Below are 21818 nucleotides of genomic sequence, written 5' to 3' on the forward strand. Positions count from 1 at the left end.
GACCACCGCGACTCGATCCTCACACCCGACGAGCAGGCCGCCGGCGACCGCATGTTCGTCTGCGTCTCGCGCGCCGCTACAGGTCGAGCACGAGGCGGGCGCAGGCGGCGCGTCACTGCGTGCGGTGCGGGCGGCTCCGCCTCCGGCGCCTCAGCGGGCGAGGCGCGTCGCCAGCGCGGCGACGAGGTCGCGCTCGTCGGCGGCGACGAGCCGCCCGCCCTCGACCACGCGCCTCCCCGCCACGTAGACGTCGCGCGGTCGGCGCCCCGGCGCCGCCCAGAGCAGCCCGGCGACGGGGTCGGCGACCCCCGCGTCGGCAACCCCGGTGACGTCCCACAGGCAGAGGTCGGCCGCGGCGCCCGGTCGCAGATGCCCCAGCTCGGGTCGTCCGAGCCCGGCCGCCGAGCCCGCCGTCGCCAGGCCCAGCATCATGCGCGCTGCGATCGGAGGCCCCACGAGCGGTGCGACCTGCATCGCGAGCCGCGCGTCGGCGAGCAGATGCCCGGCGTCGTTGCTGCCGCCCCCGCTCGTGCCGAGGCCGACGGGCACTCCGGCGGCCAGCAGGGCGGCGACCGGGGCGATGCCCCAGCCCATCGGCAGGTCGCACCCCGGGGCGTGCGTCGCGCTGACGCCCGCGGCGGCCAGACGGGCGATCTCGCCCGGCTCGACGGCGCAGAGGTGGGCGATCGTGACGTCGTCCGCGAGCCAGCCCCATTCGTCGAGCAGGTCGAGCGGGCGTCGTCCGTAGCGCTCGAGGGCGATGACGACGTCGACCTGCTCGTTCGCCTGGGTGCGCCTCCTGAGCCCGTGGCGGGCGGCGACCTCGCCCAGCAGCTCGAACGTCTCGCGGCCGTCGCTGTGCACGCCGGCCGGTCCGACGGCGACCTGGAGCATGCCGTCGTCCGAGACGCCACCGGTCGGGATGCTTCCGGAGGCGCGGGTCAGCAGGCCGCGCACGATCGCCTCCGCCGAGCCGGCCGCCGTCTGCGGATCGTCGCGCGCCGAGCCGCGCACGAACACGAGTCGCCCCCCGAGCGCTCGCGCGGCCTCGGCGACGGCCCGGGCGACGGCCACCGTGTCGGCGGCCGAGACCGCCGGCACCGGCCAGTTCAGGTGGTGGTCGGCCACGGTCGTCACCCCGCTGAGCAGGCCCTCGGCGACGCCGACGGCCGTGGTCGCGGCGACGAGCGACGGATCGATGCCGGCGGCGCCGTAGGCCCCGGCCATCGCGGGCAGCCAGTCGGCCATCGGGACGCCGCGGGTGCCCGGCAGGGTGCGGAATCCGCTCTGCAGCAGATGGTGATGCGCGTTGACGAGGCCGGGAGTGACGACGCAGCCGCTCGCGTCGAGGGTCTCGGTGACCTCGCCCGACGAGCCGTCGACGATCACCCCACCCTCGACGAAGAGGCTGCCGGTGGTCTCGGTCTGGTCGTCGACGACGATGCGGGTGGCGCCGGTGATCTCGAGCATGGGGCGTGTCTAGCAGCGACGTGTGTCGGGGACGTTACCCGCGCCTCCTCGGCCCGACCCGCCGGCTGCCGCGTGACGGAGCCCGCGGACGGGTGTCTCCGCCGGTGTCCCAGCATGCCCTCGGAACCGAGGCTTAGAATCACGCTTATGTCTGACAGTGCCCCCGACCGCATCCTCATGTTCGGCGCCGAATGGTGCCGCGACTGCCGTCGCTCGAAGGCGCTGCTCGACTCGCGCGGGGTCGAGTACGACTACGTCGACCTCGAGGCCGTCGCCGACGGCGCCGATCGCGCCTACGCCGTGAGCGGTCGCACGAACATCCCCGTCGTCGTGTTCCCCGACGGCACGCACCTCGTCGAGCCGACCGACCCGGAGCTCGCGGCCAAGCTCTGACCGGTCCTCCCCAGGCCGCGCGGCCTGCGCGTCGTCCCCATCTCCCTCTCCCGGCGGTGGCGTCGCCGGTGTGCTGTCGGCCAGGCTGATCGCATGAGCACCGACCTGTCGCCCAAGCCGCCGCCCGTCGCGTACAGCGGGCCGGTGGCCGCGTCCGAACGCTTCGTCGCACCCGATCTGCTGAGGGGCGTCGCGCTGCTCGGCATCGCGCTCGCGAACTCGGTCTACTACATCGTCGGCCGCACGATGGGTCCGCTGGCCCGACCCGTCGACGGCTCGACGGGCGACCACGTGGCCGACGTGCTGGTCGGCACCTTCGTCGACAACCGGGCCTTCCCGCTGTTCACCCTGCTCTTCGCGTACGGCTTCACCGTGCTGATCCGCCGACAGGCCGAGCGGGGCGTCGATCGGGGCCGAGCGCGGTCGCTGCTGCTGCGGCGCAGCCTCTGGCTGATCGTGTTCGGCGCGCTGCACATCGTGCTGCTCTTCGAGGGCGACATCCTGCTCAGCTACGGCGCCCTCGGGCTGGTGCTCGCGGCGATGTTCGCCGCGAGCGACAAGGTCTTCCGGGTCGTGGGCTGGTCGACTCTCGTCGTCTTCGTCGTCATGGCCGGGGTCGACGGCCTCGGCGGCGGTGCGGGCGACACCTCCTGGCTCCCCTTCGACCAGCGCACCGTGCTCGGCGACCTCCTCTGGCGGGTGATCGCCCTCGCGGGGCTCGTCTTCACCGCGCCGTTCACCGTCGCGATGCTGCTGCCGCTCGCCGCGATCGGCACCCTGCTCGGCCGCCGCCGCGTGCTCGAGCAGCCCGAGCGGCACGTCGTGCTGCTGCGCCGACTGACGCTCGTCGGGTTCCCGATCAGCATCCTGGGCGCCCTGCCGCTCGTGCTCGCCGCCATCGGCGTCTGGCAGCCCGGCGAGGGGCTGCTCTACCTGCTCGGCATGCTGCACGGCACGACGGGCATCGCAGGCGCTCTGGCGTTCTTCGGGCTCGTCGGCTGGTGGGCGGCGCGGCGTGCCGAGCGCGCCTCCTCGGGTACCGGGGCGGCGGGGCGCGCAGCCGGGCCCGCCGCGGGGTCCGTCGTGGGGCCTGGAGCGCAGCCGGGCTTCGTGCTGTCGGCCCTCGTCGCGGTGGGCCGTCGATCGCTCACCTGCTATCTGCTGCAGTCGGTGCTCTTCGTCGTGCTGCTGAAGCCGTGGGCGCTGGGGCTCGGTGTCGAAGCGGGGACGCTGCGCGTGGCGCTCGTCGCCGTCGGCGTGTGGCTGGCCACCGTGGTCGTCGCCGTGGTGCTCGAGCGCACGTCGACGCCGGGGCCGGCCGAGCGGCTGCTCCGTCGGCTGAGCTACGGTCGCTGACCGCGACGCACCCGGTGCCGCACCGGGTGCCGGGTGCCCGACGTCCGGGCCCGACCGCGGCGCACCGGGCGCCGCACCGGGTGCCGGGCATCCGACGTCCGGGCCCGACCGCGACGCACCCGGCGCCGCACCGGGCCATGCTGGGACCGTGACCGACTCCTCTCCCTCTGCCGCGCCTCCTGCGCCTCCTGCGCCTCCGGTCGACGCGGACCCCCGCGCGCATCACTACGGCGTCTTCTACTCGCTGGCGGAGGGCCCGGCCGACGACGTCGCGATCGTGGTCGGCAACTGCCAGGCCGAGAGCCTGCGGCAGATGCTCGAGGGGCCGGGCCTCGCGACGATCCGCATCCCGGCGGTGCACGAGCTCACGGCGAGCGACCTGCCGTATCTGCGGTACTGGCTGTCGCGGGCGGCGGTGCTCGTGTCGCAGCCGGTGCGCACCGACTACCACGGCATGCCCCTCGGCACGGCTCAGCTGGCCGCGCTGCTGCCCGCCGGAGGGCGCGTGCTGCGCGTGCCGGTGATCCGCGTCGCCGGGCTTTACCCGACCCACGCGATCGTCCGACCGCCGAGCGACACGTCGCTGGTGCCGCCCGTCGTCGAGTACCACGACCTGCGGGTGCTGGTCGAAGCGGCGATCCGACGCGAAGGAGGCGCGGTGCCGGCAGCCGGAGTCGCCGCCCGCCTCGACACGAGAACCGTCCACACCATCGCCGACGAGTCGCTCGACCAGCTGCGCCGCCGCGAGGCCGCGAACGAGACCGTGGTGCTGTCCGACCTGTTCGAGCGCCCCTCGTTCGATCAGATGCGCACGCTGAACCACCCCGGCAACCCGGTCTGGAGTGCGGCTGCGACGCGGGTGCGCGCCGCACTCGGTCTGCCCGAGCACGTCGTCGATCCGGGTCGGCCGCTGCTCGATCGCGTGCACGCGCCGCGGGAGGCGGCCGTGATCGAGGCGTTCGGCCTCGATGCGTCGCCGACCGACCACTGGGTCGTCGACGGCGCGTCCGTCTCGACCGACGAGGTCCGCGCCGCCCATCTCGCCTGGTACGCGGAGCATCCCGACGCCGTCGATGCGGGTCTCGCACGGCACGCCGGCGCGCTCGCGACCCTCGGCCTGCGCTGAGGCGGCCGTTGGGCGGCGGTCCGCCGGGCGCCGGGCGGACGTCGGTCGGGCGCCGGTCGGGCGCCGCCTGGCCGCCCGCCGCCTGGTCGGCCGCCGCCTGGCCGGCCGTGGCCCGGCCGTCGGTCGGCCGCCGCCCGGCCGCCGCCCGGCCGCCGCCCGGCCGCCGGTCCGAAGAACCTCGTTCGCGAAGATGAACCGCGATATAACGCGGTTCATCTTCGCGAACGAGGTTCATGGGACGACGACGACGACGCCTGCGACGACGACGCCTGCGACGACGACGCCTGCGACGACGACGCCTGCGACGACGACGACGGCGCCAGCGTCCGAGGCGCGACTACCGGCGCCGGCGACGCTCCGCGACGATCGTGCCGACCGCCTCCTCGATGTGCGGATGCTCGAAGACGTACCCGCCGTCGACCAGCCGCCGCGGCTCGATCCAGCGGCTCTTGAGCACGAGCTCGCTCTCGGTGCGGAACACCGCCATGCCGATCTCGAGCATCCAGCGGAAGGCGGGCAGCCCGATCGGCATGCCGACGGCGCGGCGGACGACGTCCATCATGGTGCGGTTGTCGACCGGGTTCGGCGACGCGATGTTGACGACGCCCTCGATCTCGTCGTGGTCGCGCAGCCAGCGGAGCGACCCGATCATGTCGTCGATGTGGATCCAGCTGAACTTCTGCCGGCCGCCGGGCGTCGCGCGCCGGTGGTACGTGCCGGCCCAGAGCCGTGAGCGGGTCGCCGGCCAGCGCCCGTCGAGCTGGGGGCCGCCGAGCCCCGCTCGGGCGAGGTTGACGAGAGGGGTCAGGGCGCCGCCGTCGCCGAGGACGATCGAGATGCGCAGTGCCACGCGGCGGGTGTTCGGCAGGTCGGGGGCGAACAGGGCGTCCTCCCACGCGGTCGCGACGTCGACCGAGAAGCCGGAGCCGATCTCGCCCTCGGCTTCGGACATGGGGCGGTCGTCGGCGTGGCGGTAGATCGTCGAGGTCGACGAGTTGAGCCAGAGCCGAGGAGGCGCGGCGCAGGCGGCGATCGCTTCGCCCAGTTCGCGGGTGGTCGCGACCCGGGAGCGCAGGATCTCCGCGCGGTTCGCCGGCGAGTAGCGGCAGTTGACGCTCTTGCCGGCGAGGTTGACCAGCAGGTCGGCGCCGTCGAGCAGTTCGGTGATCGCGGCGGTGTCGCCCCACCGGGCGTCCGGCCCGCGGCGGCCGATGAGGCTGACGCGGGCGCCCTCGGCCCGGAAGGCGTCGGCCAGGTGCTTTCCGATGAACCCGGAGGCGCCGGCGAGGACGACGTGCTGGGTCACGCGACGCCTAGTCGGCCCGGGTCGGCTCGGCCGACTCGGTTCGGTCGTCGACGATGGCGTCGGCGGCGAGGAGGCGCATCGAGTCGATGGCGTTCATCGCGGAGCCCTTCTGGCGGTACGCGTCGGACGTTGCGACGACCTCACCGGTCGCCGTGGTCAGAGCGAACCGGAACTGACCCTCCGCGTCACGGGTGACGATGAATCTTCCAGCCATGGTGGCCCCCAAATCGGAACGTGCGACGCGCTGTCGGTGAAGGACACACTACGACCACGACGCCGGACGAGACCAGATGACATCGGCGGGCTTGACGTATGACATTTCAGATCGCATACTGGGTGCGCCGCGACACGGCCGCCCGCTCTCGATCCCCCCGTCGAGACCCGGTGGCCGTGTCGTCGGTCTCCGCCCGGCGATCAGTCGACGAGCACGACGGCCATCGCCGTCTTCAGTGCCTCCCGGTCGCGGCGGAGTCGTGCGACCTCGGCCTCGAGTGCGGCGATGCGCCCGGCGGGGGTGTCGTCGAACGCGGCGTCGCCCGAGCCCGACCCGGCCGGCCCGTCGCCCGCCTGCGCCCCGCCCGCCTGCGTCTGGTCGGCCGGTGCTGCGCCGGCCGGCGCCCCGCCCGCTCGCACTCCGCCCGTCTCGGCGTCGTCTCCGGCCGCTCTCGCGTCGGCACCCGCCGTCGCGGGGGCGTTGGCTCGCTCGTGCGCCCGGATCCAGCCGCGCAGCGACTGCTCGCCGATGCCGAACTGCGCGGCGGTCTCGCGGATCACCGCGCGGTTGCCGGGCTCTGCCAGGCGCCGTTCCAGGACATGGGCGAGCGACTGCTCGCGAATGGCCGTGCTGTACTTCTTCTCGAAGGGCAAGGTGGTCTCCCGTGGTTCGCTCCGGGTCGACTGGCTCATTCACAATCGACTGTGATGACCATAACCCAACCACGCGCAGTGACATGACAGGCACCGTCATGTCACATAGAACGTAGAGAAACGATGGTGCAGGTCGGCGGTAACCGCCGGTCCTCCCGAAGATCCCGGCATCGACGCCTTAAGGTATGAGGTGTGTGGCGCGCCGACAGACAGCATGACAACGACGACGACGGAACGAGTTCCGTGGGCGTCCCGACGAGCGCGCCCGGTGGCGCAGGCTCACCGCACACCGTGAGCTTCGGTGATCCGGGTCTGACGGTCGGCAACGCGGCCGAACCCGTCTGGGCGGTCTGGCGTCAGCAGCTGGGCGAGGTCGGCGGCCGGTCGACCCTGCTGCACTTCGGCGACGAGCAGCGTGCACGCATCGAGCTGAGCACGACCCACCCCGGCGGTCTCGCGCAGTTCATCACCGGCAAGACCACTCTGCTGTCGAGCCTGATCCGCGACGATCTGGCTCTCCGCACCGCACGCCTCGCCGCCGGCGAGATCGCCGCGAAGGGTCTCGAGCTCGCGACGGTCCGCGGCATCGACGCCGTGCATCTGGCCATCGGCGTCGCCGCCTGGTCGCACGCCGGCCACGACTACCGGGCACCCGTGCTGCTCCGCCCGCTCGCCATCCGCCGGCACGGGCGCGACTTCGAGGTCAAGCTGCTCGGCAAGCCGTTCCTGAACCCGGCACTGGTCGACGCCCTGCACGAGCAGTTCGACATCGCGCTCGACGCCGAGTCGTTCGTCGCCCTCGCGAGCCGCGAGGGCTCGTTCACGCCGAACCCCGTCATCGACCGGCTGCGCGGTCTGACGGCGCACCTCGAGTGGTTCACCGTGCAGCCCCGTCTCATCGTCTCGACCTTCGCCGAGGTCGGCACCGAGATGGCGCTCGACACCCGTGAGCTCGGCCACCCCGTGCTCGACGCGCTCACCGGCAACGCGATGGCGCTCCGCCAGGTCGCCGAGGGCCACCGGTCGGCGTCGGCGACCCCGCAGGACGAGCGCAGCCCCGAGACGGACACCCTGCTGCTCGACGCCGACCCCGAACAGGAGAACGTGGTCGCCCAGATCGCGGCCGGCAACTCCGTCGTCGTGAAGACGCTGCCCGGCACGGGCGGCACGCAGACCATCGTCAACGCCCTGGGTCGGCTGGTGTCGCAGAACAAGCGGGTGCTGGTCGTCAGCGCCCGACGCGCGACCCTGAACGGCATCGGCGACCGCCTCACCGAGGTGGGCCTGCCCGGGGTCGCCGTGGCTCCCAAGACCCTGCGCCGCGACGTCGTGCGCGCCATCGGTCGCAACGAGAAGGCCGCCCGGCCGCAGATGGGCGAGGTGGACGACGCGCTGGTGCGCCTCCGCAAGGTGCTCGTCGACTACCGCGGCGCCCTCAGCAAGCGCGATCCCCGCCTCGAGGTCTCCGTGCTCGACTGCCTCACCGAGCTCTCGCGCCTCGCGCTCCTCCCCGCGCCGCCCGCCACGACCGCCCGACTCAGCAGGCGCAGCATCGAGGCCATGGTCGACGGCCGCTCGCGGGTCGCCGAGACGATGGTCAACGCCGCCAACCTCGGCGAGTTCCGCTACGGCCCGGGCGACTCGCCCTGGTACGGCTCGCAGTTCTCCGAGTCGTTCGGCGCGGGCGACGCCCATCAGCTGGCCAAGAACCTGAACCACAGAGACCTGCCGCGCCTCCTCGAGCGTGCCGGCGACGTCATCGGCAGCACCCGCATGCGACCGTTCGAGTCGATCGCCGAGTTGGGTGTCTACCTGCGCCTCCTGACCGACATCCGCGACACCCTCGACAAGTTCCTGCCCGTGGTGTTCGACCGGTCCGTCGCCGAGCTCGTCGCGGCGACCGCGCCGAAGCGCGAGGCGCCCGACATGTCGAGCGCGAACCGCCGCCGTCTGAAGAAGCTCGCGCGCGAGTACGTCCGCCCGGGCGTCCACATCGCCGACCTGCACGGCGCCCTGCAGCGCATCCAGCAGCAGCGCTACGAATGGCAGCGCTACGTCGCCGCGGGCATCCCGCCCGAGGTGCCGACCGGCATCGCCGACACCCACGTGCTGCACCAGCAGGTCTCTCAAGACCTGGACCGTCTCGATCGTCCGCTCGGGCTCACCGGCGACGAACGGCTCACCGAGATCGGCGTCGTCGAGCTGCAGCAGCGCCTCGAGGCCCTCGCCGCCGAGAGCGACGTGCTGCAGAACCTTCAGGAGCGCACCGAGCTGATGACGACGCTCCGCGACCTCGAGCTGACCCCGCTGCTCACCGATCTCGCGAACCGGCACGTGCCCGAGCAGCAGGTCGCCGCCGAGCTCGAGCTCGCCTGGTGGCGTTCGGCGCTCGAGTCGCTGCTCGAGGCGGACCGGGCGCTGCTCGGTGCCAACACGGCGATGCTCGACCGGCTCGAGGCCGACTTCCGGCTCGTCGACGAGGCGCACGCCGCCGGCAGCGCGCAGCTCCTCGGCTGGCTGCTGGCCGAGAACTGGACGATCGGTCTCGTCGACTGGCCCGACGAGGCGGCCGCGCTCAAGCGCCTCCTGCGTCAGGAGCACGTGACCGCGCGCCTCCTGCACGACGCCGCCCCGCATCTGTCGCGATCGATCGCACCGGTCTGGCTGGCCTCGCCGTACGAGGTGCACACCATCGCCGACACCGTCCCGTTCGACACCGTGATCCTCGTCGACGCGGGGGCGACCACGATCGCCGAGAACGTCGGCGCCATCCGTCGCGGCAAGCAGACGGTCGCGTTCGGCGACCCCGTCACGCAGACGCCGTCCGAGTTCGACATCGCCGTCACGCCGGGCAAGCGCCCGCCGTCGCACGACGACGCCACCCTCGAGGCCCTCCACTCCGACAGCGCGCTCGCCCGCCTGTCGGCGCTGCTGCCCACGCTGTCGCTGACCCGCAGCTACCGCGCCGGTGGCGAAGACCTCGCCGAGCTGGTCAACCGCCGCTTCTACGGCGGGCGGATCGAGTCGCTGCCCTGGGCGGGGAGCTTCCTCGGGCACGGCAGCATCGCGCTCGACTACGTCTCGGGTGGCACGGCCGTGCCCGACCCCGAGTCCGGAGCCGTCGAGAGCGTCGACGCCGAGGTCGACCGCGTCGTGTCGCTCGTCGTCGAGCACGCCCGCACCCGCCCCCGCGAGTCGCTGATGGTGATCACCGCCAGCGCCAAGCACGCCGTGCGGGTGCAGCAGGCCGTGCTCACCGCGGTCTCGGGTCATAAAGACCTGACCGAGTTCGTCGTCGGCGACCGCGCCGAGCCGTTCATGGTCGCGACCCTCGAGCAGAGCGTCGCGCAGAGCCGTGACCACGTGATCTTCTCGATCGGCTACGGACGCACCCCTCACGGCCGCGTGCTGAGCGACTTCGGTCCGCTCGGGCAGCCCGGCGGCGAGCGTCTGCTCGCGGTCGCGATGACCCGTGCACGCCGCTCGATGGTGATCGTGACGTGCTTCCAGCCGCGCGACATCGACGGCGGGCGCATGGGCCACGGAACCGTCGCGCTCTCGGAGATCCTCACCGAGGTGCAGGTGCGCACGACGGCGGAGCACGTCCCCGACGACAGCGACCCGATGCTGGTCGATCTGGCCCGCAGGCTCGAGGCGAAGGGCATCCCCGTCGCGCTGGGTCACCGGGGCAAGCTCGGGCTCGTGGCGGCGCACGACGGGGTCTGCGTCACCATCGAGACCGACACGACCCTCTCGCGCACGAGTCTCCGCGAGTCGCTGCGGGCGCGCCCCGAGACGCTGCGCCGCCTCGGCTGGCACTACGTGCGGGTGCACGCGTTCCAGCTCTTCACCGACCCCGACGCGGTGGCGTCGCGCGTGGCCGAGGTGCTCGGCATCGAGGGTTCGCGCACGACCGAGATCCCGAGCGTGCCGGCCAGTCAGCACGTCAACCGAGGGTGACCCGAGGAGGCGCGGCGCCCGACGACGACACACCTCCGGTCGTCGAGGCGGTCGCCCCGACCCCGCTCGTGGTGCGACGTCGCGGAGGGCGTCGGGTCTCGACCGACCCGGTTCCCGGCAGCGATCCGACTCCGGCACCCGAGCCTCCTCGGCATGCGTCGGCCGAGAACGACGCGCAGCTGCGCGCCGACGTGCCGCCCCACTGGGGCTGAGCCTGCGGCGCTGCCTCACCGCTGCGCTGCCGCGCCGCTGAACGAGGTGCCCCAAACCGTGCCTGAACCGCGGCGGAGGGGCCCCTTCCGGTCACATTGTTCGGCGCGCTTGCTCTGCGCTGCCGCGCCGCCCAACGAAGTGCCTCAAACCGGGCCTCTCGCGTGGCGGAGGTGCCCCTTCGGGTCACTTAGTTCAGCTGACTGGCCCCGCTTTGCGGCTGCGCTGCGCGCCGCCGCCGCGCCGCCGAACGAAGTGCCTGAAACCGAGGCTTGAGCGCGGCGGAGGGGCCCTTTCGGGTCACATCGTTTGGCGCGGCTGAGCTCCGCTTCCGCGCCGCCCATCGAAGTGCCTCAAACCGGGCCTTGGGCGTGGCGGAGGGGTCCCTTCGGGTCACGTCGTTCGGCGCGCTTGCTCTGCGCTGCCGCGCCGCCCAACGAAGTGCCTCAAACCGGGCCTAGGGCGTGGCGGAGAGGCCGTTCCGGGTCACTCCGTTCAGCGCAGAACGACCACGGCCCGCCACATGATCGTGGCGGGCCGTGGTCGGCGACATGCGCTACAGCTCAGCGGCTCCCGAGCGGGCCGTTCGTGCCCGAGCGGTCGACACCCTCCGCAGGAGGCGCGGCGTGCGACCCCGAACCGGCGACGGCTGCGGCGTTCTGCGCCCGCAGCAGATCGCGGATCTCGCTGAGCAGCTCGACGTCGGTGGGCGGCACGTCGGCGGGGGTCTCTTCGGCGGCCTGCCGGGCGAAGGTGCGCTTCAGGAGGTGGTTCACCGGCAGCACGAGGCAGAAGTAGACGACGGCCGCGATGATCACGAACTGGATCGCCGAGCCGAGGACGGCACCGAACAGCAGCCGCGCCTCCTCGCCGCCGACCGTCGGGATCGTGAGAATCAGGCTGTCGTCCAGCGACTGCGCGTTGAACGCCGCACCGATCAACGGGTTGAAGATGTTGGTCACCAGCGACGTGACGATGGCGGTGAACGCGGCGCCGATGACCACGGCGACGGCCAGGTCGATCACGTTGCCGCGCAGGATGAACTCTTTGAAACCCTTCACGGGCGTGCTCCTTCGGATCGGTGGGTCGGGGTACGTGCTCTCAGGGAGCACTCAACCACGCCGACCGTGCCGACGACCGATCAGGACGAGGACTTGCCGCCGCTGCTGCTCGACGAACCCGAGCCGCCGCCCGACGAACCCGAGCCGCTGCCGCCGGAGGACGACGTCGAGGACGTCGCCGCGCCTCCTGAGCTCTTCTTGTCGGACGATCCGCCGCTCGACCCAGAGCCCGAGCCGGACCCCGAGCTCGACCCCGAGCCCGACCCCTTGTCGCTCGACCCCGAACCCGACCCCTTCGACCCCCGTGAGTCGGTGCGGTAGAAGCCCGAGCCGTTGAAGGTGACGCCGACGGGGCTGAACACCTTGCGGAGCCGGCCCTCGCAGACGGGGCAGACCGTCAGCGTGTCGTCGGTGAACGACTGGACGATGTCGAAGGCGTTGTCGCACTCGGTGCAGCGGTAGGAATACGTGGGCACTGTGGTCCTCGAGAGGGGGAGCGGGCCGGGTCAGAACTCGTGGACACCGGAGGGTGTCACGACCCCGTCGACGGGCTGGTCGTGGCGTTCGCGCGGCACGCTGTCGACGTACTCGGGATCGAACACCACAGCATAGACCGGCGGGCGTTTCTCCATCGAGCCGAGGGTCTTGTCGAAGTAGCCACGACCCCAGCCCATCCGCATGCCGCCGTGGTCGATGAGCGCCGCGGGCACGACGATCAGGTCGACGTCGTTGATGGCCATCGGGCTGAGCACCTCGCCGACCGGTTCGGGCAGGTCGAAGAGGCCGCGCCTCTCGCTCTCGCCGTCGCCCACCGCCCAGTCGAGCAGGCCGTCTTCGCGCGAGATCGGGAACAGCACGCGGATGCCGTTGGCGTAGGCCCAGTTGACGAAGGGGCGGGTGTCGGGCTCGTCGGTCGTCGACAGGTAGGCCGAGATCGAGCGGACCTCGAGTCGCGTGGCGAGGTCGATCAGCCGCCGGGTGATGCCCTCGCTCGCCTCGGCGCGGTCGAGCTCGCTGCGGTTGCGTCGCCGCTGGCGCAGCTCGGCTCGTAGGGCGCGTTTCTCGTTGCCGACCTCGTCCGTCATGCGCCCAATCGTAGGGGGAACGACCGACACGCCCGCAGATGGCCTCGGATCGGTACGCTGACCCGCATGGGCTTCTCTATAACCAAAGCAGTCATTCCCGCAGCGGGTCTCGGGACTCGGTTCCTCCCCGCGACCAAAGCCATGCCGAAGGAGATGCTGCCGGTCGTCGACAAGCCGGCGATCCAGTACGTCGTCGAGGAGGCCGTCACCGCGGGCCTCACCGACGTGCTGATGATCACCGGGCGTAACAAGAACGCCCTCGAGAACCACTTCGACCACGTGAGCGAGCTCGAAGAGACGCTGCGGAAGAAGGGCGACCACGACAAGCTCGCCAAGGTCAACCAGTCGACCGACCTCGCCGACATGCACTACGTGCGTCAGGGCGACCCGCTCGGTCTCGGCCACGCGGTCCTCCGCGCCAAGATGCACGTCGGTCGCGAGCCGTTCGCCGTGCTGCTCGGCGACGACATCATCGACGCCCGCGACCCGCTGCTCACCCGCATGATCGAGGTGCAGGGCGAGAAGAACGCGACCGTCGTCGCGCTGCTCGAGGTCGACCCCTCGATGACCCACCTCTACGGCATCGCCACCGTCGAGCCGGCCGACGTCGACGACGTCGTCAAGATCACCGGCCTCGTCGAGAAGCCCGCGCAGGGCGAGGCCCCCTCCAACCTCGCGATCATCGGCCGCTACGTCATCCGGCCCGAGGTCTTCGACGTGCTCGAGAAGCAGGAGCCGGGCAAGGGCGGCGAGATCCAGCTGACCGACGCGCTGATGAAGATGGCCAGCGCCGAGGAGTGGACGGGCGGCGTCTACGGCGTCGTCTTCCGCGGGCGTCGCTACGACACCGGCGACAAGCTCGACTACATCAAGGCCATCGTGCAGCTCGCCAGCGATCGCGACGATCTCGGCGCCGAGCTGCGCCCGTGGATCAAAGAGTTCGCCGCCGGGCTGGAGTAGGCGGACACGACCGTGGCGAACATCCCCACGTTGGCGGAGGGGCGGATCGGCATCCGGCCCCTCCGCCTCCGCGACACCCGTGACCTCGATGCGGCGCTGACCGAGAACCGGGCGTGGCTCCGCCAATGGGAGGCCACGAACCCGTCCGGCTTCACGAGCCACGACGTCCGCGGCAGCATCCGCTCGCTGCAGACGAACGCCCGCGCCGGTCTGGGTCTGCCGTTCGCCATCGAGCTCGACGGTCGCTTCGTCGGTCAGCTCAACGTCAGCGGCATCACCTACGGCTCGCTCGGCTCGGCCACCATCGGCTACTGGGTGACCCGGGCCGCCGCGGGGCACGACGCGACGCCGACGGCCGTGGCCCTCGCCACCGACTACTGCTTCCGTGTGCTCGGACTCCACCGGATGGAGGTCTGCATCCGGCCCGAGAACGCCCCGTCGCTGCGTGTCGTCGAGAAGCTCGGCTTCCGTTACGAGGGCCTGCGTCGGCGGTACATCCACATCAACGGCATGTGGCGCGACCACTTCTGCTTCGCGCTGGTCGCCGAGGAGGTGCCCGGGGGAGTCCTCGCGCGCTGGATGGCGGGCGAGGTGCCCGCGGGCCAGGGCAGCATCCCGGCCGAGGCCCTCGTCGAGGCGGAGCGCGCCCTCCCGATCTGAGCCGGCGATCCGACCGGCACGACGGCTCCGTGCTCCCTCTCGGGGCGGATCCGTCGCCCGATCGGGCAGACACACCTGCCGACTGCGCGTCGTGGCCCCCTCGGCACTCATACCTTTATCACCATGAACATCGAGTCCTGGGGTGGCGGCGCCGTGCTGGCGCTGGTCGCCGTGCTCTGGGTCGCGTATCTCGTGCCCACCTGGCACAAACGTCAGGAGTACCTGGCCACCGAACGCAACGCCATCCGTCTGCAGCAGACCCTCCGCATCCTCGCGCAGACCGCCGAGCTGCCCGAGGAGGTCCGCGTCGAGGCGAACGCGAAGTCCGTCGCCGACGCGCAGCGGATCCTCCGAGACGAGGAGGCGCGGCGCGAGGCCCTGCGCCGGGCGCACGAGGCCGCGAGGCAGCGTGCGATCACCCGCGAGCTGGCCGCCGCCGGTCCGAAGCTGTCCGCCGCCGACCGCGACCCCGCCCTCGCGGCACGCCGTCTGCGTCGGTCGCGACTGGTCTCGACCGCCACGCTCGTGCTCAGCGTCGTGGCCATCGCGGTCGCCGTGCTGAATCTGCAGGCGGCGTGGCTTCTCGGGGTCGCAGGTCTCGTCTTCGGGGCCGTCGCGGTCACGATGCTGTCGCAGCTCGCTGCCGTCTCGCGGGCACGATCGCGCCGTCAGGTCGTCGCCGAGCCGCGGGTGTCGCAGCCGTTCCGCGACTTCGCCGACACCGCCGACGAGGCGACGGTCACCGAGGAGGCGCGCGAGGGTCGGCAGACGGCGTCACGACAGTGGACCCCCGTCCCCGTCCCGACGCCGCTCTACCTCCGCCGCGGGCGTCAGCGCGCCGTCGCGGGCACGGGCATGTCGCCGCGCGCGGCCGCCTCGGCCCGCACCGACATCGAGCCCGATCTCCAGGCCGAGGCAGCCCGTTCGGTGCAGGCCCTCCGCGAGGCGCAGCTCGACGCGCTCCGTCAGGCGGCCCGAGCCGAGGCGGCCCTGAACGCCCCCGCGAAGCGCCCGGAGCGCGAGCGTCCGGCGGCGACGGCGGAGGCGACCGCCCCGGCGGCGCAGGCCGCCCCTGCTGCCGAGCCCGCGCCTCCTGCGGTCGACAGCCGCTTCGCCCGGATGGGCATCGTCGGCGACCTCGGCGAGCCCAGCTTCCGGCTCGACGAGGCTCTCGCGCGTCGCCGCGCCGTCTGAGCGGTCGGGGTCGAAGCGCCGCTGCGGGGGTGCTATCGTTGCAGAGCAGTTTCCGGGGCTATGGCGCAGTTGGTAGCGCGTCTCGTTCGCAATGAGAAGGTCAGGGGTTCGAATCCCCTTAGCTCCACGGAATGCACGCGGCTCCACGAGTCGCCCAGAGGCCCCCGGCGACGGGGGCCTCTCGCACGTCCGGGCGTCGTCCGCCCCGCCCCGCCGGGTGTGCAAATCGCGACCACACCGGGGTTGAACCCCGCACGACGCCACGTTATGGACGGCATCGAGAGCGGAACGGTCGGGTTCGGCCCGGTGAAGTCGCCCGACGCGGTCGGGTTCGGCCCGGAGAAGACGCCCGACGCGGTCGGGTTCGGCACCGAGGCCAGGGTGGAGCCGAGGAGGCGCGGGCCGCGACCGCCGCGGACGGCACCAGGACAGGTGCGGAAAGATGGGGGCGTGCCTCTCGTCTCGACCGATCCTGCTCTGCTCGCCCGTCTCCGCTCCGACCTGTCGTCGTCCGGGTTCACCGTCGATCGCCTCAGCGGCCCCGACGCGTGGGGGCCGACGGCCGGTGCCGCGCTGTTCCGGGGTGAGCGGGTCGCGGCCCGGCGCGCACTCCGCCGCAGCGTCGAGTCGAACGACGGCATCCGCACGGCGGCGACCCTCGCTCTGCTGTTCATCCTCGGTTATCCGCAGCCCCGGGCCGACGTCGAGCGCGCTCTGCCCACCCTCGGCGTCGACGGGGCCGAGACCCTCGGGCTGATCGAGCTCGACACCGCGTCGGCACCGACCACCGCGTCGGCGCCGGCCACGCAGACGACCGCCCCGACCGTCCGGGCGCGGGTCGACCTCCGCCCCTACTCGTTCGTCGACGGGGTCGGCGAGGCCGCGTGGTGGATCGCCTCCGACCTCGGCGAGCTCGCCCTCGGCGGCGCCCTGCGCGAAGACCACGTGCTCGGCGTGGGCGGCGCCTCGGCCACGCTGGCCGGGCTGATCGTTCCGCGCGACGTCGATCGCGCGCTCGACCTCGGCACCGGCTGCGGCATCCAGGCGATGCACGTCGCTCGGCACGCGCGGCACGTGGTCGCCACCGACATCTCGCGCCGTGCCCTCGACTTCGCGGCGTTCAACGCCGCGCTGAACCTGATCGACGGCATCGAGTTCCGCCTGGGCAGCCTCTTCGAGCCCGTCGCCGGCGAGACCTTCGACCACGTGGTCTCCAACCCGCCCTTCGTCATCACGCCACGTCTCGAGGGGGTGCCCGAGTACGAGTACCGGGACGGCGGTATGGAGGGCGACGACCTCGTGGCGTCCGTCGTCGCCGAGGTCGGGCAGCATCTGACCCCGGGTGGCATCGCTCAGCTGCTCGGCAACTGGGAGTCCGCCGGCGCAGGCGGCTCGCCGGCGAAGAAGGGCGCGTACTCCGTCTCCGACTGGGCGGCGCGCGGTCTCTTGCCCCTCGACGTGTGGGTGGTCGAACGCGAGCTGCAGGACCCAGCCGCCTACGCCGAGACCTGGATCCGAGACGGCGGCACCCGCCCCGGCACCGATGACTTCGAGCGGCTCTACGAGGCCTGGCTCGGCGACTTCGAGACGCGGCGCATCGAGCAGGTCGGGTTCGGCTACGTGACGCTGCGGCGACCGGTCGATGAGGCGACTGCGCCCGTGGTCCGCATCGAGCGCCTCCTCGGGGCGATGGGGGCGAACGAGGTCGGACTCGGGGCGCACCTCCTGGCGACGCTCGACTCGCTCGACACCCTGCGGGGTCTGGATGACGACGCCCTGCTGGCGACGCACCCGCGGGTCGCCGGCGACGTCACCGAAGAGCGGCACTACTGGCCCGGCAACGACGACCCCACCGTCATCACCCTCAGGCAGGGCGGCGGCTTCGCCCGGAGCATCGAGTCGGGAACAGCGCTCTCGGCGCTGGTCGGGGCTTCGGACGGGGAGCTGTCCGCAGCGGCGATCGCCGGTGCCCTGGCACAGCTGCTCGATGTCGAGGAGGCGCGGCTCCGTCAGGAGCTGGCGCCGCGCCTCCGCGAGCTGGTCACCGTGGGCATGCTGCGACTCTGAGTCGCCCGTCGGGTGAGCGGCGGCCGGCTACCTGCCGACCCGGTCGCCCCAGGTGCGCCACGAGTACTCGGGCACGAACCCGAGGAGATCGCGCGCCTTGTCGGAGCTGAGCAGGGGCTCGGTGCCCTCGATCGCCGCGCGGCGCTCGACCTGGGGGTAGAACCGGTCGGCGAGCACGGCGGTGGGAGTGTTCATCACGGTGTCGGCGTTCGCGATGATGAAGGCCTCGAAGCCGACCAGATCGGACTGCAGGGCCTTGCGGACGGCCTGGGCGCCGTCGCGGGCGTCGATGTACGAGAAGAGGTTGAACGTGCGCTCTTCGGGGGACTCGTCGAACGGGAACGCCTCGTAGTCGGTGTCGTCCATCACGTTCGAGAAGCGCAGACCGATCAGCTTGAGCTGGCGATCCCAGCGGGTGAAGTGCCGGGCCATCTCCTCTTCGACGGCCTTTCCGAGCGAGTACGACGACTCGGGGCGCACCGGGTACTCCTCGTCGACGGGGAGGTAGGGCGGGTCGATATCGAAGGGGATGCCGAGCAGCGTCTCGCTCGAGGCCCAGACGACGTTGCGGATCTTCGCGGCCCGGGCGGCGGCGAAGACGTTGTAGCTCGAGGTGACGTTGTTGGTGAACAGCGCCGCGTTCGGCACGAGCCCGGGTGCCGGGATGGCGCCGAGGTGCACGACGGCGTCGATCTGGTCGTAGCGGTCGTCGACGCTGGTCAGAGCCTGAGCGACCTGGCCGTAGTCGGTCAGATCGACCTTCACGTAGACGACGCCGTCGACGGGTTCGGGGCTCGGCACGCGGTCGAGCAGCACGACCTCGTAGCCGTTCTCCGCGAGATCGCGGACGACGGCGCGGCCGAGCTTGCCGCTGCCGCCGGTGACGGCGACGCGCTGTCGGCTGCCGGGGCGCGACCCGCCCTGGTCGGAGCTGCTGCCGGCGGAGTTGCTGGGGGGAGTGGACGTCATCGTCGGGTCTTCCTGCCTGTGGTTGGGATTCCGTTCTATCAGCCGCCACCGACACCGGGGTCGCTCGGTGGTCGATGTGCAGGGTGCCGGCGGGTGGGGAGGGATGACCCGCTGACAATCACCCGGTCTCGCTGCCGCGCGACCGTCATGACCGGTTATCTTGTAGTGCGTCCTCGGCTGGTTACCGAGACGCTCGCACCCGTCACACGTCCGACGCGGCCGATCGTGATCTCCTGATCCGATCACGTCCGGTCCTCGTTCGGGGTGCGGCCCGCACGCCCCCGTCCGAGTCTCGACTCGTCGACGGGGGCGTGCCTTGTCTCCGACCCGTTCCCGTGACAGTATCGAGTGATCCTCATCTCACGAGCGGATCAGGGGTGAGATGGGGCGAAGTGCACAGGGGCGTCCCGGCGTCCGTACCCGCTCCTCCACCGGTGGTGCTGCCGCGTCCCACCGGTGGAGGGGCTCCTCCGGCTCGGCGGCGACCGGGCCCGATGAGGCAAGATCGACACATCATGTCGTCCGCTCCCGCCGCTCCTCTGGCCGCCCTCCTCCCCGCCCACCCGGGCACCGCCTCCTACGATGCGGACGCCGCGTACGCCGACTTCGCGGGGTGGGCCGAGGGTCGGGGGCTGCCGCTCTACCCCGCACAGGACGAGGCCATGATCGAGCTCGTCTCGGGGGCGTCCGTCATCCTCAGCACACCGACCGGCACCGGCAAGTCGCTCGTGGCCGCCGGGGCCCACTTCGTGGCGCTCAGCAAGGGGCAGCGCAGCTATTACACGGCACCGATCAAGGCCCTGGTCAGCGAGAAGTTCTTCGCGCTCGTCGAGCTGTTCGGACCCGAGAACGTCGGCATGGTCACCGGCGACTCGTCGGTCAACTCCGACGCGCCCATCATCTGCTGCACGGCCGAGATCCTGGCGAACCTCGTGCTGCGCCACGGCGCCGACTCCGAGGTCGACCAGGTCGTGATGGACGAGTTCCACTTCTACGGCGACCAGTCGCGGGGGTGGGCCTGGCAGGTGCCCCTGCTGCTGCTTCCCCGCGTGCAGTTCCTGCTCATGGCGGCCACGTTGGGCGACGTCACGCGCATCACCGACGACCTCTCGAGGCGCACCGGTCGCCCCGTCGCCCGGGTCACCGGGGTCGAGCGGCCGGTGCCCCTGCACTACACGTACGCGCAGACGCCCGTGCAGGAGACGGTCGAGGACCTGCTCGCCACGGGCGAAGCGCCGGTGTACGTCGTGCACTTCTCGCAGGCGGCGGCCCTCGAGCGGGCACAGGCCCTCTCGAGCATCAAGGTCGCCACCCGAGAGCAGCGCGACGAGATCGCGGAGCTGATCGGCGGGTTCCGGTTCAGCACGGGCTTCGGCAAGACGCTCGGGCGCCTCGTCCGCTCGGGCATCGGCGTGCACCACGCCGGTATGCTGCCCAAGTACCGCCGTCTCGTCGAGCAGCTCGCCCAGCGCGGCCTGCTGCGGGTCATCTGCGGCACCGACACCCTCGGCGTCGGCATCAACGTGCCCATCCGCACCGTGCTGCTGACCGCCCTCACGAAGTTCGACGGCACGCGCATGCGGCAGCTGTCGGCCAGGGAGTTCCACCAGATCGCCGGGCGTGCCGGTCGTGCGGGTTACGACACGTCGGGCTCGGTGGTGCTGCAGGCGCCCGAGCACGAGATCGACAACCTCAAGGCCATCGAGAAGGCGGGCGACGACCCCAAGAAGAAGCGCAAGATCGTCCGCAAGAAAGCACCGGACGGCTTCGTGTCGTGGGGCGAGCCGAGCTTCCAGAAGCTGATCGCCGCCGAGCCCGAGGCCCTGACCTCGCACATGCAGATCACCCACGCCATGCTGCTGAACGTCATCGGCCGCGGTGGCGACGTGTTCGAGAACGTGCGGTCGCTCGTCTTCGACAACCACGAACCGCGCTCGCGGCAGTACGCGATGGCGCGTCAGGCCATCTCGATCTACCGCACGCTGCGGACGGCCGAGGTCGTCGTGCAAGAGCCGTCGATCGACGGTGGCGACCCCGTCATCCGACTCACCGTCGATCTGCAGGCCAACTTCGCGCTGAACCAGCCCCTGTCGCCGTTCGCACTCGCGACCTTCGACGTGCTCGACCGTGAATCGCCCAGCTACGCGCTCGACGTCGTGTCCGTCGTCGAGTCGACGCTCGACGACCCGAGGCCGATCCTCTCGCAGCAGCAGTTCAAGGCGCGGGGCGAGGCCGTCGCGGCCATGAAGTCCGAGGGCATCGAGTACGACCAGCGGATGGAGCTGCTCGAGCAGGTCACCCATCCCAAGCCGCTCGACGAGCTGCTGACCGCCCTGTTCGAGACCTACAAGGCGTCGCAGCCGTGGATCGGCGACTTCGAGCTCAGCCCGAAGTCGGTGGTCCGCGATCTCTACGAGCGCGCGATGACCTTCGGCGACTTCGTCAACTTCTACGGCCTCGCCCGGTCGGAGGGGCTGGTGCTGCGCTACCTGTCCGACGCCTTCCGGGCGCTGAGGCAGACGGTGCCCGACGAAGCGAAGACCGACGAGCTCGCCGACCTGATCGAGTGGCTGGGCGAGCTGGTGCGCCAGGTCGACTCGAGCCTCCTCGACGAATGGGAGGAGATGCTGAACCCCCGCGAGGTCGACGCCCACGACGACATCGTCCCCCCGGTCCTCCGGCGGTTCAGCGCGAACGAACGGGCCTTCCGCATCGCGGTCCGCAACGAGATGTTCCGACGCGTCCAGCTCGCCGCGCGCGACGACGCCGAGGCGCTCGGTCGGATCGACGCCGCATCGGGCTGGGACGTCGACCGGTGGGGCGAGGCGCTCGACCGCTACTACGACGAGTACGACTCGATGGGCACCGATGCGGCCGCCCGGGGGCCGCACATGCTGGTCGTCGAGCAGCTGCCGACGGTGTGGCGGGTGCGCCAGATCTTCGCCGACCCGGAGGGCGACCACGACTTCGGCATCTCCGCCGTCGTCGACCTGGCCTCGAGCGACGAACGCGGCGAGGCCGTGGTCACCGTGACCGCGGTCGGGCCGGCCTCCGAACGCACCAGGGGCATGGTCGTCGAGGAGTAACGTCGTCACCGTGCTCCCCGACCCGGGGGCCGCCGATGACCGCAGCAC

The 21818-nt window shown here is 71.9% G+C and carries 18 protein-coding genes and 1 tRNA gene; 11 read left to right on the forward strand and 8 right to left on the reverse strand.

The window, feature by feature from the left end:
- Positions 1-150: 150 nt before the first annotated feature.
- Positions 151-1470 carry an amidohydrolase family protein gene (locus ACZ6JE_RS00005; protein WP_464317870.1) on the reverse strand — a complete coding sequence of 440 codons (1320 nt, stop codon included), beginning with the start codon at positions 1468-1470 and terminating at the stop codon, positions 151-153.
- Between the two features lie 147 nt (positions 1471-1617).
- On the opposite strand from ACZ6JE_RS00005, the gene ACZ6JE_RS00010 reads away from it, so the two are divergent.
- The 3 genes from ACZ6JE_RS00010 (at position 1618) to ACZ6JE_RS00020 (ending at position 4345) form a co-directional block, all read left to right on the forward strand.
- Complete coding sequence (locus ACZ6JE_RS00010; RefSeq protein WP_192059425.1) at positions 1618-1863, forward strand: glutaredoxin family protein; 246 nt, start codon at positions 1618-1620, stop codon at positions 1861-1863.
- Between the two features lie 93 nt (positions 1864-1956).
- Entirely contained in the window at positions 1957-3219 is a 1263-nt protein-coding gene (locus ACZ6JE_RS00015) for a DUF418 domain-containing protein (RefSeq protein WP_464317871.1), read from the forward strand.
- Between the two features lie 148 nt (positions 3220-3367).
- Positions 3368-4345, forward strand: a complete 978-nt coding sequence (locus tag ACZ6JE_RS00020) for a WcbI family polysaccharide biosynthesis putative acetyltransferase (RefSeq protein WP_464317872.1) — start codon at positions 3368-3370, stop codon at positions 4343-4345.
- A gap of 337 nt (positions 4346-4682) precedes the next feature.
- Here ACZ6JE_RS00020 and ACZ6JE_RS00025 read toward each other — a convergent pair whose 3' ends face one another.
- From ACZ6JE_RS00025 to ACZ6JE_RS00035, 3 genes are all read right to left on the reverse strand, one after another.
- Positions 4683-5651, reverse strand: a complete 969-nt coding sequence (locus ACZ6JE_RS00025) for an epimerase (RefSeq protein WP_192059431.1) — start codon at positions 5649-5651, stop codon at positions 4683-4685.
- Between the two features lie 7 nt (positions 5652-5658).
- Positions 5659-5865, reverse strand: a complete 207-nt coding sequence (locus tag ACZ6JE_RS00030) for a YegP family protein (protein ID WP_192059433.1) — start codon at positions 5863-5865, stop codon at positions 5659-5661.
- A 200-nt stretch (positions 5866-6065) separates the two neighbouring features.
- Positions 6066-6557, reverse strand: a complete 492-nt coding sequence (locus ACZ6JE_RS00035; protein ID WP_320477095.1) for a hypothetical protein — start codon at positions 6555-6557, stop codon at positions 6066-6068.
- Positions 6558-6710: 153 nt separating this feature from the next.
- Here ACZ6JE_RS00035 and ACZ6JE_RS00040 point away from each other — a divergent pair, with 153 nt between their 5' ends.
- Positions 6711-10478, forward strand: a complete 3768-nt coding sequence (locus ACZ6JE_RS00040; RefSeq protein ID WP_192059436.1) for an AAA family ATPase — start codon at positions 6711-6713, stop codon at positions 10476-10478.
- Entirely contained in the window at positions 10475-10690 is a 216-nt protein-coding gene (locus tag ACZ6JE_RS00045) for a hypothetical protein (protein WP_464317873.1), read from the forward strand. Before ACZ6JE_RS00040 ends, ACZ6JE_RS00045 begins: the two co-directional genes overlap by 4 nt.
- A 561-nt stretch (positions 10691-11251) precedes the next feature.
- Here ACZ6JE_RS00045 and mscL read toward each other — a convergent pair.
- The 3 genes from mscL to ACZ6JE_RS00060 form a co-directional block, all read right to left on the reverse strand.
- The gene (gene mscL / locus ACZ6JE_RS00050) at positions 11252-11749 is read right to left on the reverse strand and encodes a large conductance mechanosensitive channel protein MscL (RefSeq protein WP_192059438.1); all 498 of its coding nucleotides are present in this window, start codon (positions 11747-11749) and stop codon (positions 11252-11254) included.
- Between the two features lie 80 nt (positions 11750-11829).
- Positions 11830-12225, reverse strand: coding sequence for an FmdB family zinc ribbon protein (locus ACZ6JE_RS00055; protein ID WP_320477092.1), 396 nt, complete (start codon positions 12223-12225; stop codon positions 11830-11832).
- Positions 12226-12255: 30 nt separating this feature from the next.
- Complete coding sequence (locus ACZ6JE_RS00060; protein WP_192059441.1) at positions 12256-12834, reverse strand: 5-formyltetrahydrofolate cyclo-ligase; 579 nt, start codon at positions 12832-12834, stop codon at positions 12256-12258.
- A gap of 66 nt (positions 12835-12900) precedes the next feature.
- Here ACZ6JE_RS00060 and galU point away from each other — a divergent pair, with 66 nt between their 5' ends.
- The 5 genes from galU (at position 12901) to ACZ6JE_RS00085 (ending at position 17715) form a co-directional block, all read left to right on the forward strand.
- Positions 12901-13794 carry a UTP--glucose-1-phosphate uridylyltransferase GalU gene (gene galU / locus ACZ6JE_RS00065; RefSeq protein ID WP_464317874.1) on the forward strand — a complete coding sequence of 298 codons (894 nt, stop codon included), beginning with the start codon at positions 12901-12903 and terminating at the stop codon, positions 13792-13794.
- Positions 13795-13806: 12 nt separating this feature from the next.
- A complete protein-coding gene (locus tag ACZ6JE_RS00070; RefSeq protein WP_192059445.1) occupies positions 13807-14454 on the forward strand; it encodes a GNAT family N-acetyltransferase in 648 nt (215 codons plus the stop codon).
- Between the two features lie 123 nt (positions 14455-14577).
- Positions 14578-15648, forward strand: a complete 1071-nt coding sequence (locus ACZ6JE_RS00075) for a hypothetical protein (RefSeq protein ID WP_464317875.1) — start codon at positions 14578-14580, stop codon at positions 15646-15648.
- A 54-nt stretch (positions 15649-15702) separates the two neighbouring features.
- A tRNA-Ala gene (locus ACZ6JE_RS00080) sits at positions 15703-15775 on the forward strand.
- A 323-nt stretch (positions 15776-16098) separates the two neighbouring features.
- Entirely contained in the window at positions 16099-17715 is a 1617-nt protein-coding gene (locus ACZ6JE_RS00085; protein ID WP_464317876.1) for a DUF7059 domain-containing protein, read from the forward strand.
- A gap of 27 nt (positions 17716-17742) precedes the next feature.
- On the opposite strand, the gene ACZ6JE_RS00090 is transcribed toward ACZ6JE_RS00085, so the two are convergent.
- Complete coding sequence (locus ACZ6JE_RS00090; protein ID WP_192059451.1) at positions 17743-18684, reverse strand: NAD-dependent epimerase/dehydratase family protein; 942 nt, start codon at positions 18682-18684, stop codon at positions 17743-17745.
- Positions 18685-19199: 515 nt separating this feature from the next.
- Between ACZ6JE_RS00090 and ACZ6JE_RS00095 the strand changes: the two genes are divergently transcribed.
- Complete coding sequence (locus ACZ6JE_RS00095; protein ID WP_464317877.1) at positions 19200-21770, forward strand: DEAD/DEAH box helicase; 2571 nt, start codon at positions 19200-19202, stop codon at positions 21768-21770.
- Positions 21771-21818 lie beyond the last annotated feature (48 nt).

This window comes from Frigoribacterium sp. AC759 (assembly GCF_979256015.1).

Bases quoted from the DNA above. Each gene is read 5' to 3' on its own strand.
- ACZ6JE_RS00005 (WP_464317870.1), bottom strand. From the start codon at position 1,470: ATGCTCGAGATCACCGGCGCCACCCGCATCGTCGTCGACGACCAGACC.
- ACZ6JE_RS00010 (WP_192059425.1), top strand. From the start codon at position 1,618: ATGTCTGACAGTGCCCCCGACCGCATCCTCATGTTCGGCGCCGAATGG.
- ACZ6JE_RS00015 (WP_464317871.1), top strand. From the start codon at position 1,957: ATGAGCACCGACCTGTCGCCCAAGCCGCCGCCCGTCGCGTACAGCGGG.
- ACZ6JE_RS00030 (WP_192059433.1), bottom strand. From the start codon at position 5,865: ATGGCTGGAAGATTCATCGTCACCCGTGACGCGGAGGGTCAGTTCCGG.
- ACZ6JE_RS00035 (WP_320477095.1), bottom strand. From the start codon at position 6,557: ATGAGCCAGTCGACCCGGAGCGAACCACGGGAGACCACCTTGCCCTTC.
- ACZ6JE_RS00060 (WP_192059441.1), bottom strand. From the start codon at position 12,834: ATGACGGACGAGGTCGGCAACGAGAAACGCGCCCTACGAGCCGAGCTG.
- galU (WP_464317874.1), top strand. From the start codon at position 12,901: ATGGGCTTCTCTATAACCAAAGCAGTCATTCCCGCAGCGGGTCTCGGG.
- ACZ6JE_RS00075 (WP_464317875.1), top strand. From the start codon at position 14,578: ATGAACATCGAGTCCTGGGGTGGCGGCGCCGTGCTGGCGCTGGTCGCC.
- ACZ6JE_RS00090 (WP_192059451.1), bottom strand. From the start codon at position 18,684: ATGACGTCCACTCCCCCCAGCAACTCCGCCGGCAGCAGCTCCGACCAG.
- ACZ6JE_RS00095 (WP_464317877.1), top strand. From the start codon at position 19,200: ATGTCGTCCGCTCCCGCCGCTCCTCTGGCCGCCCTCCTCCCCGCCCAC.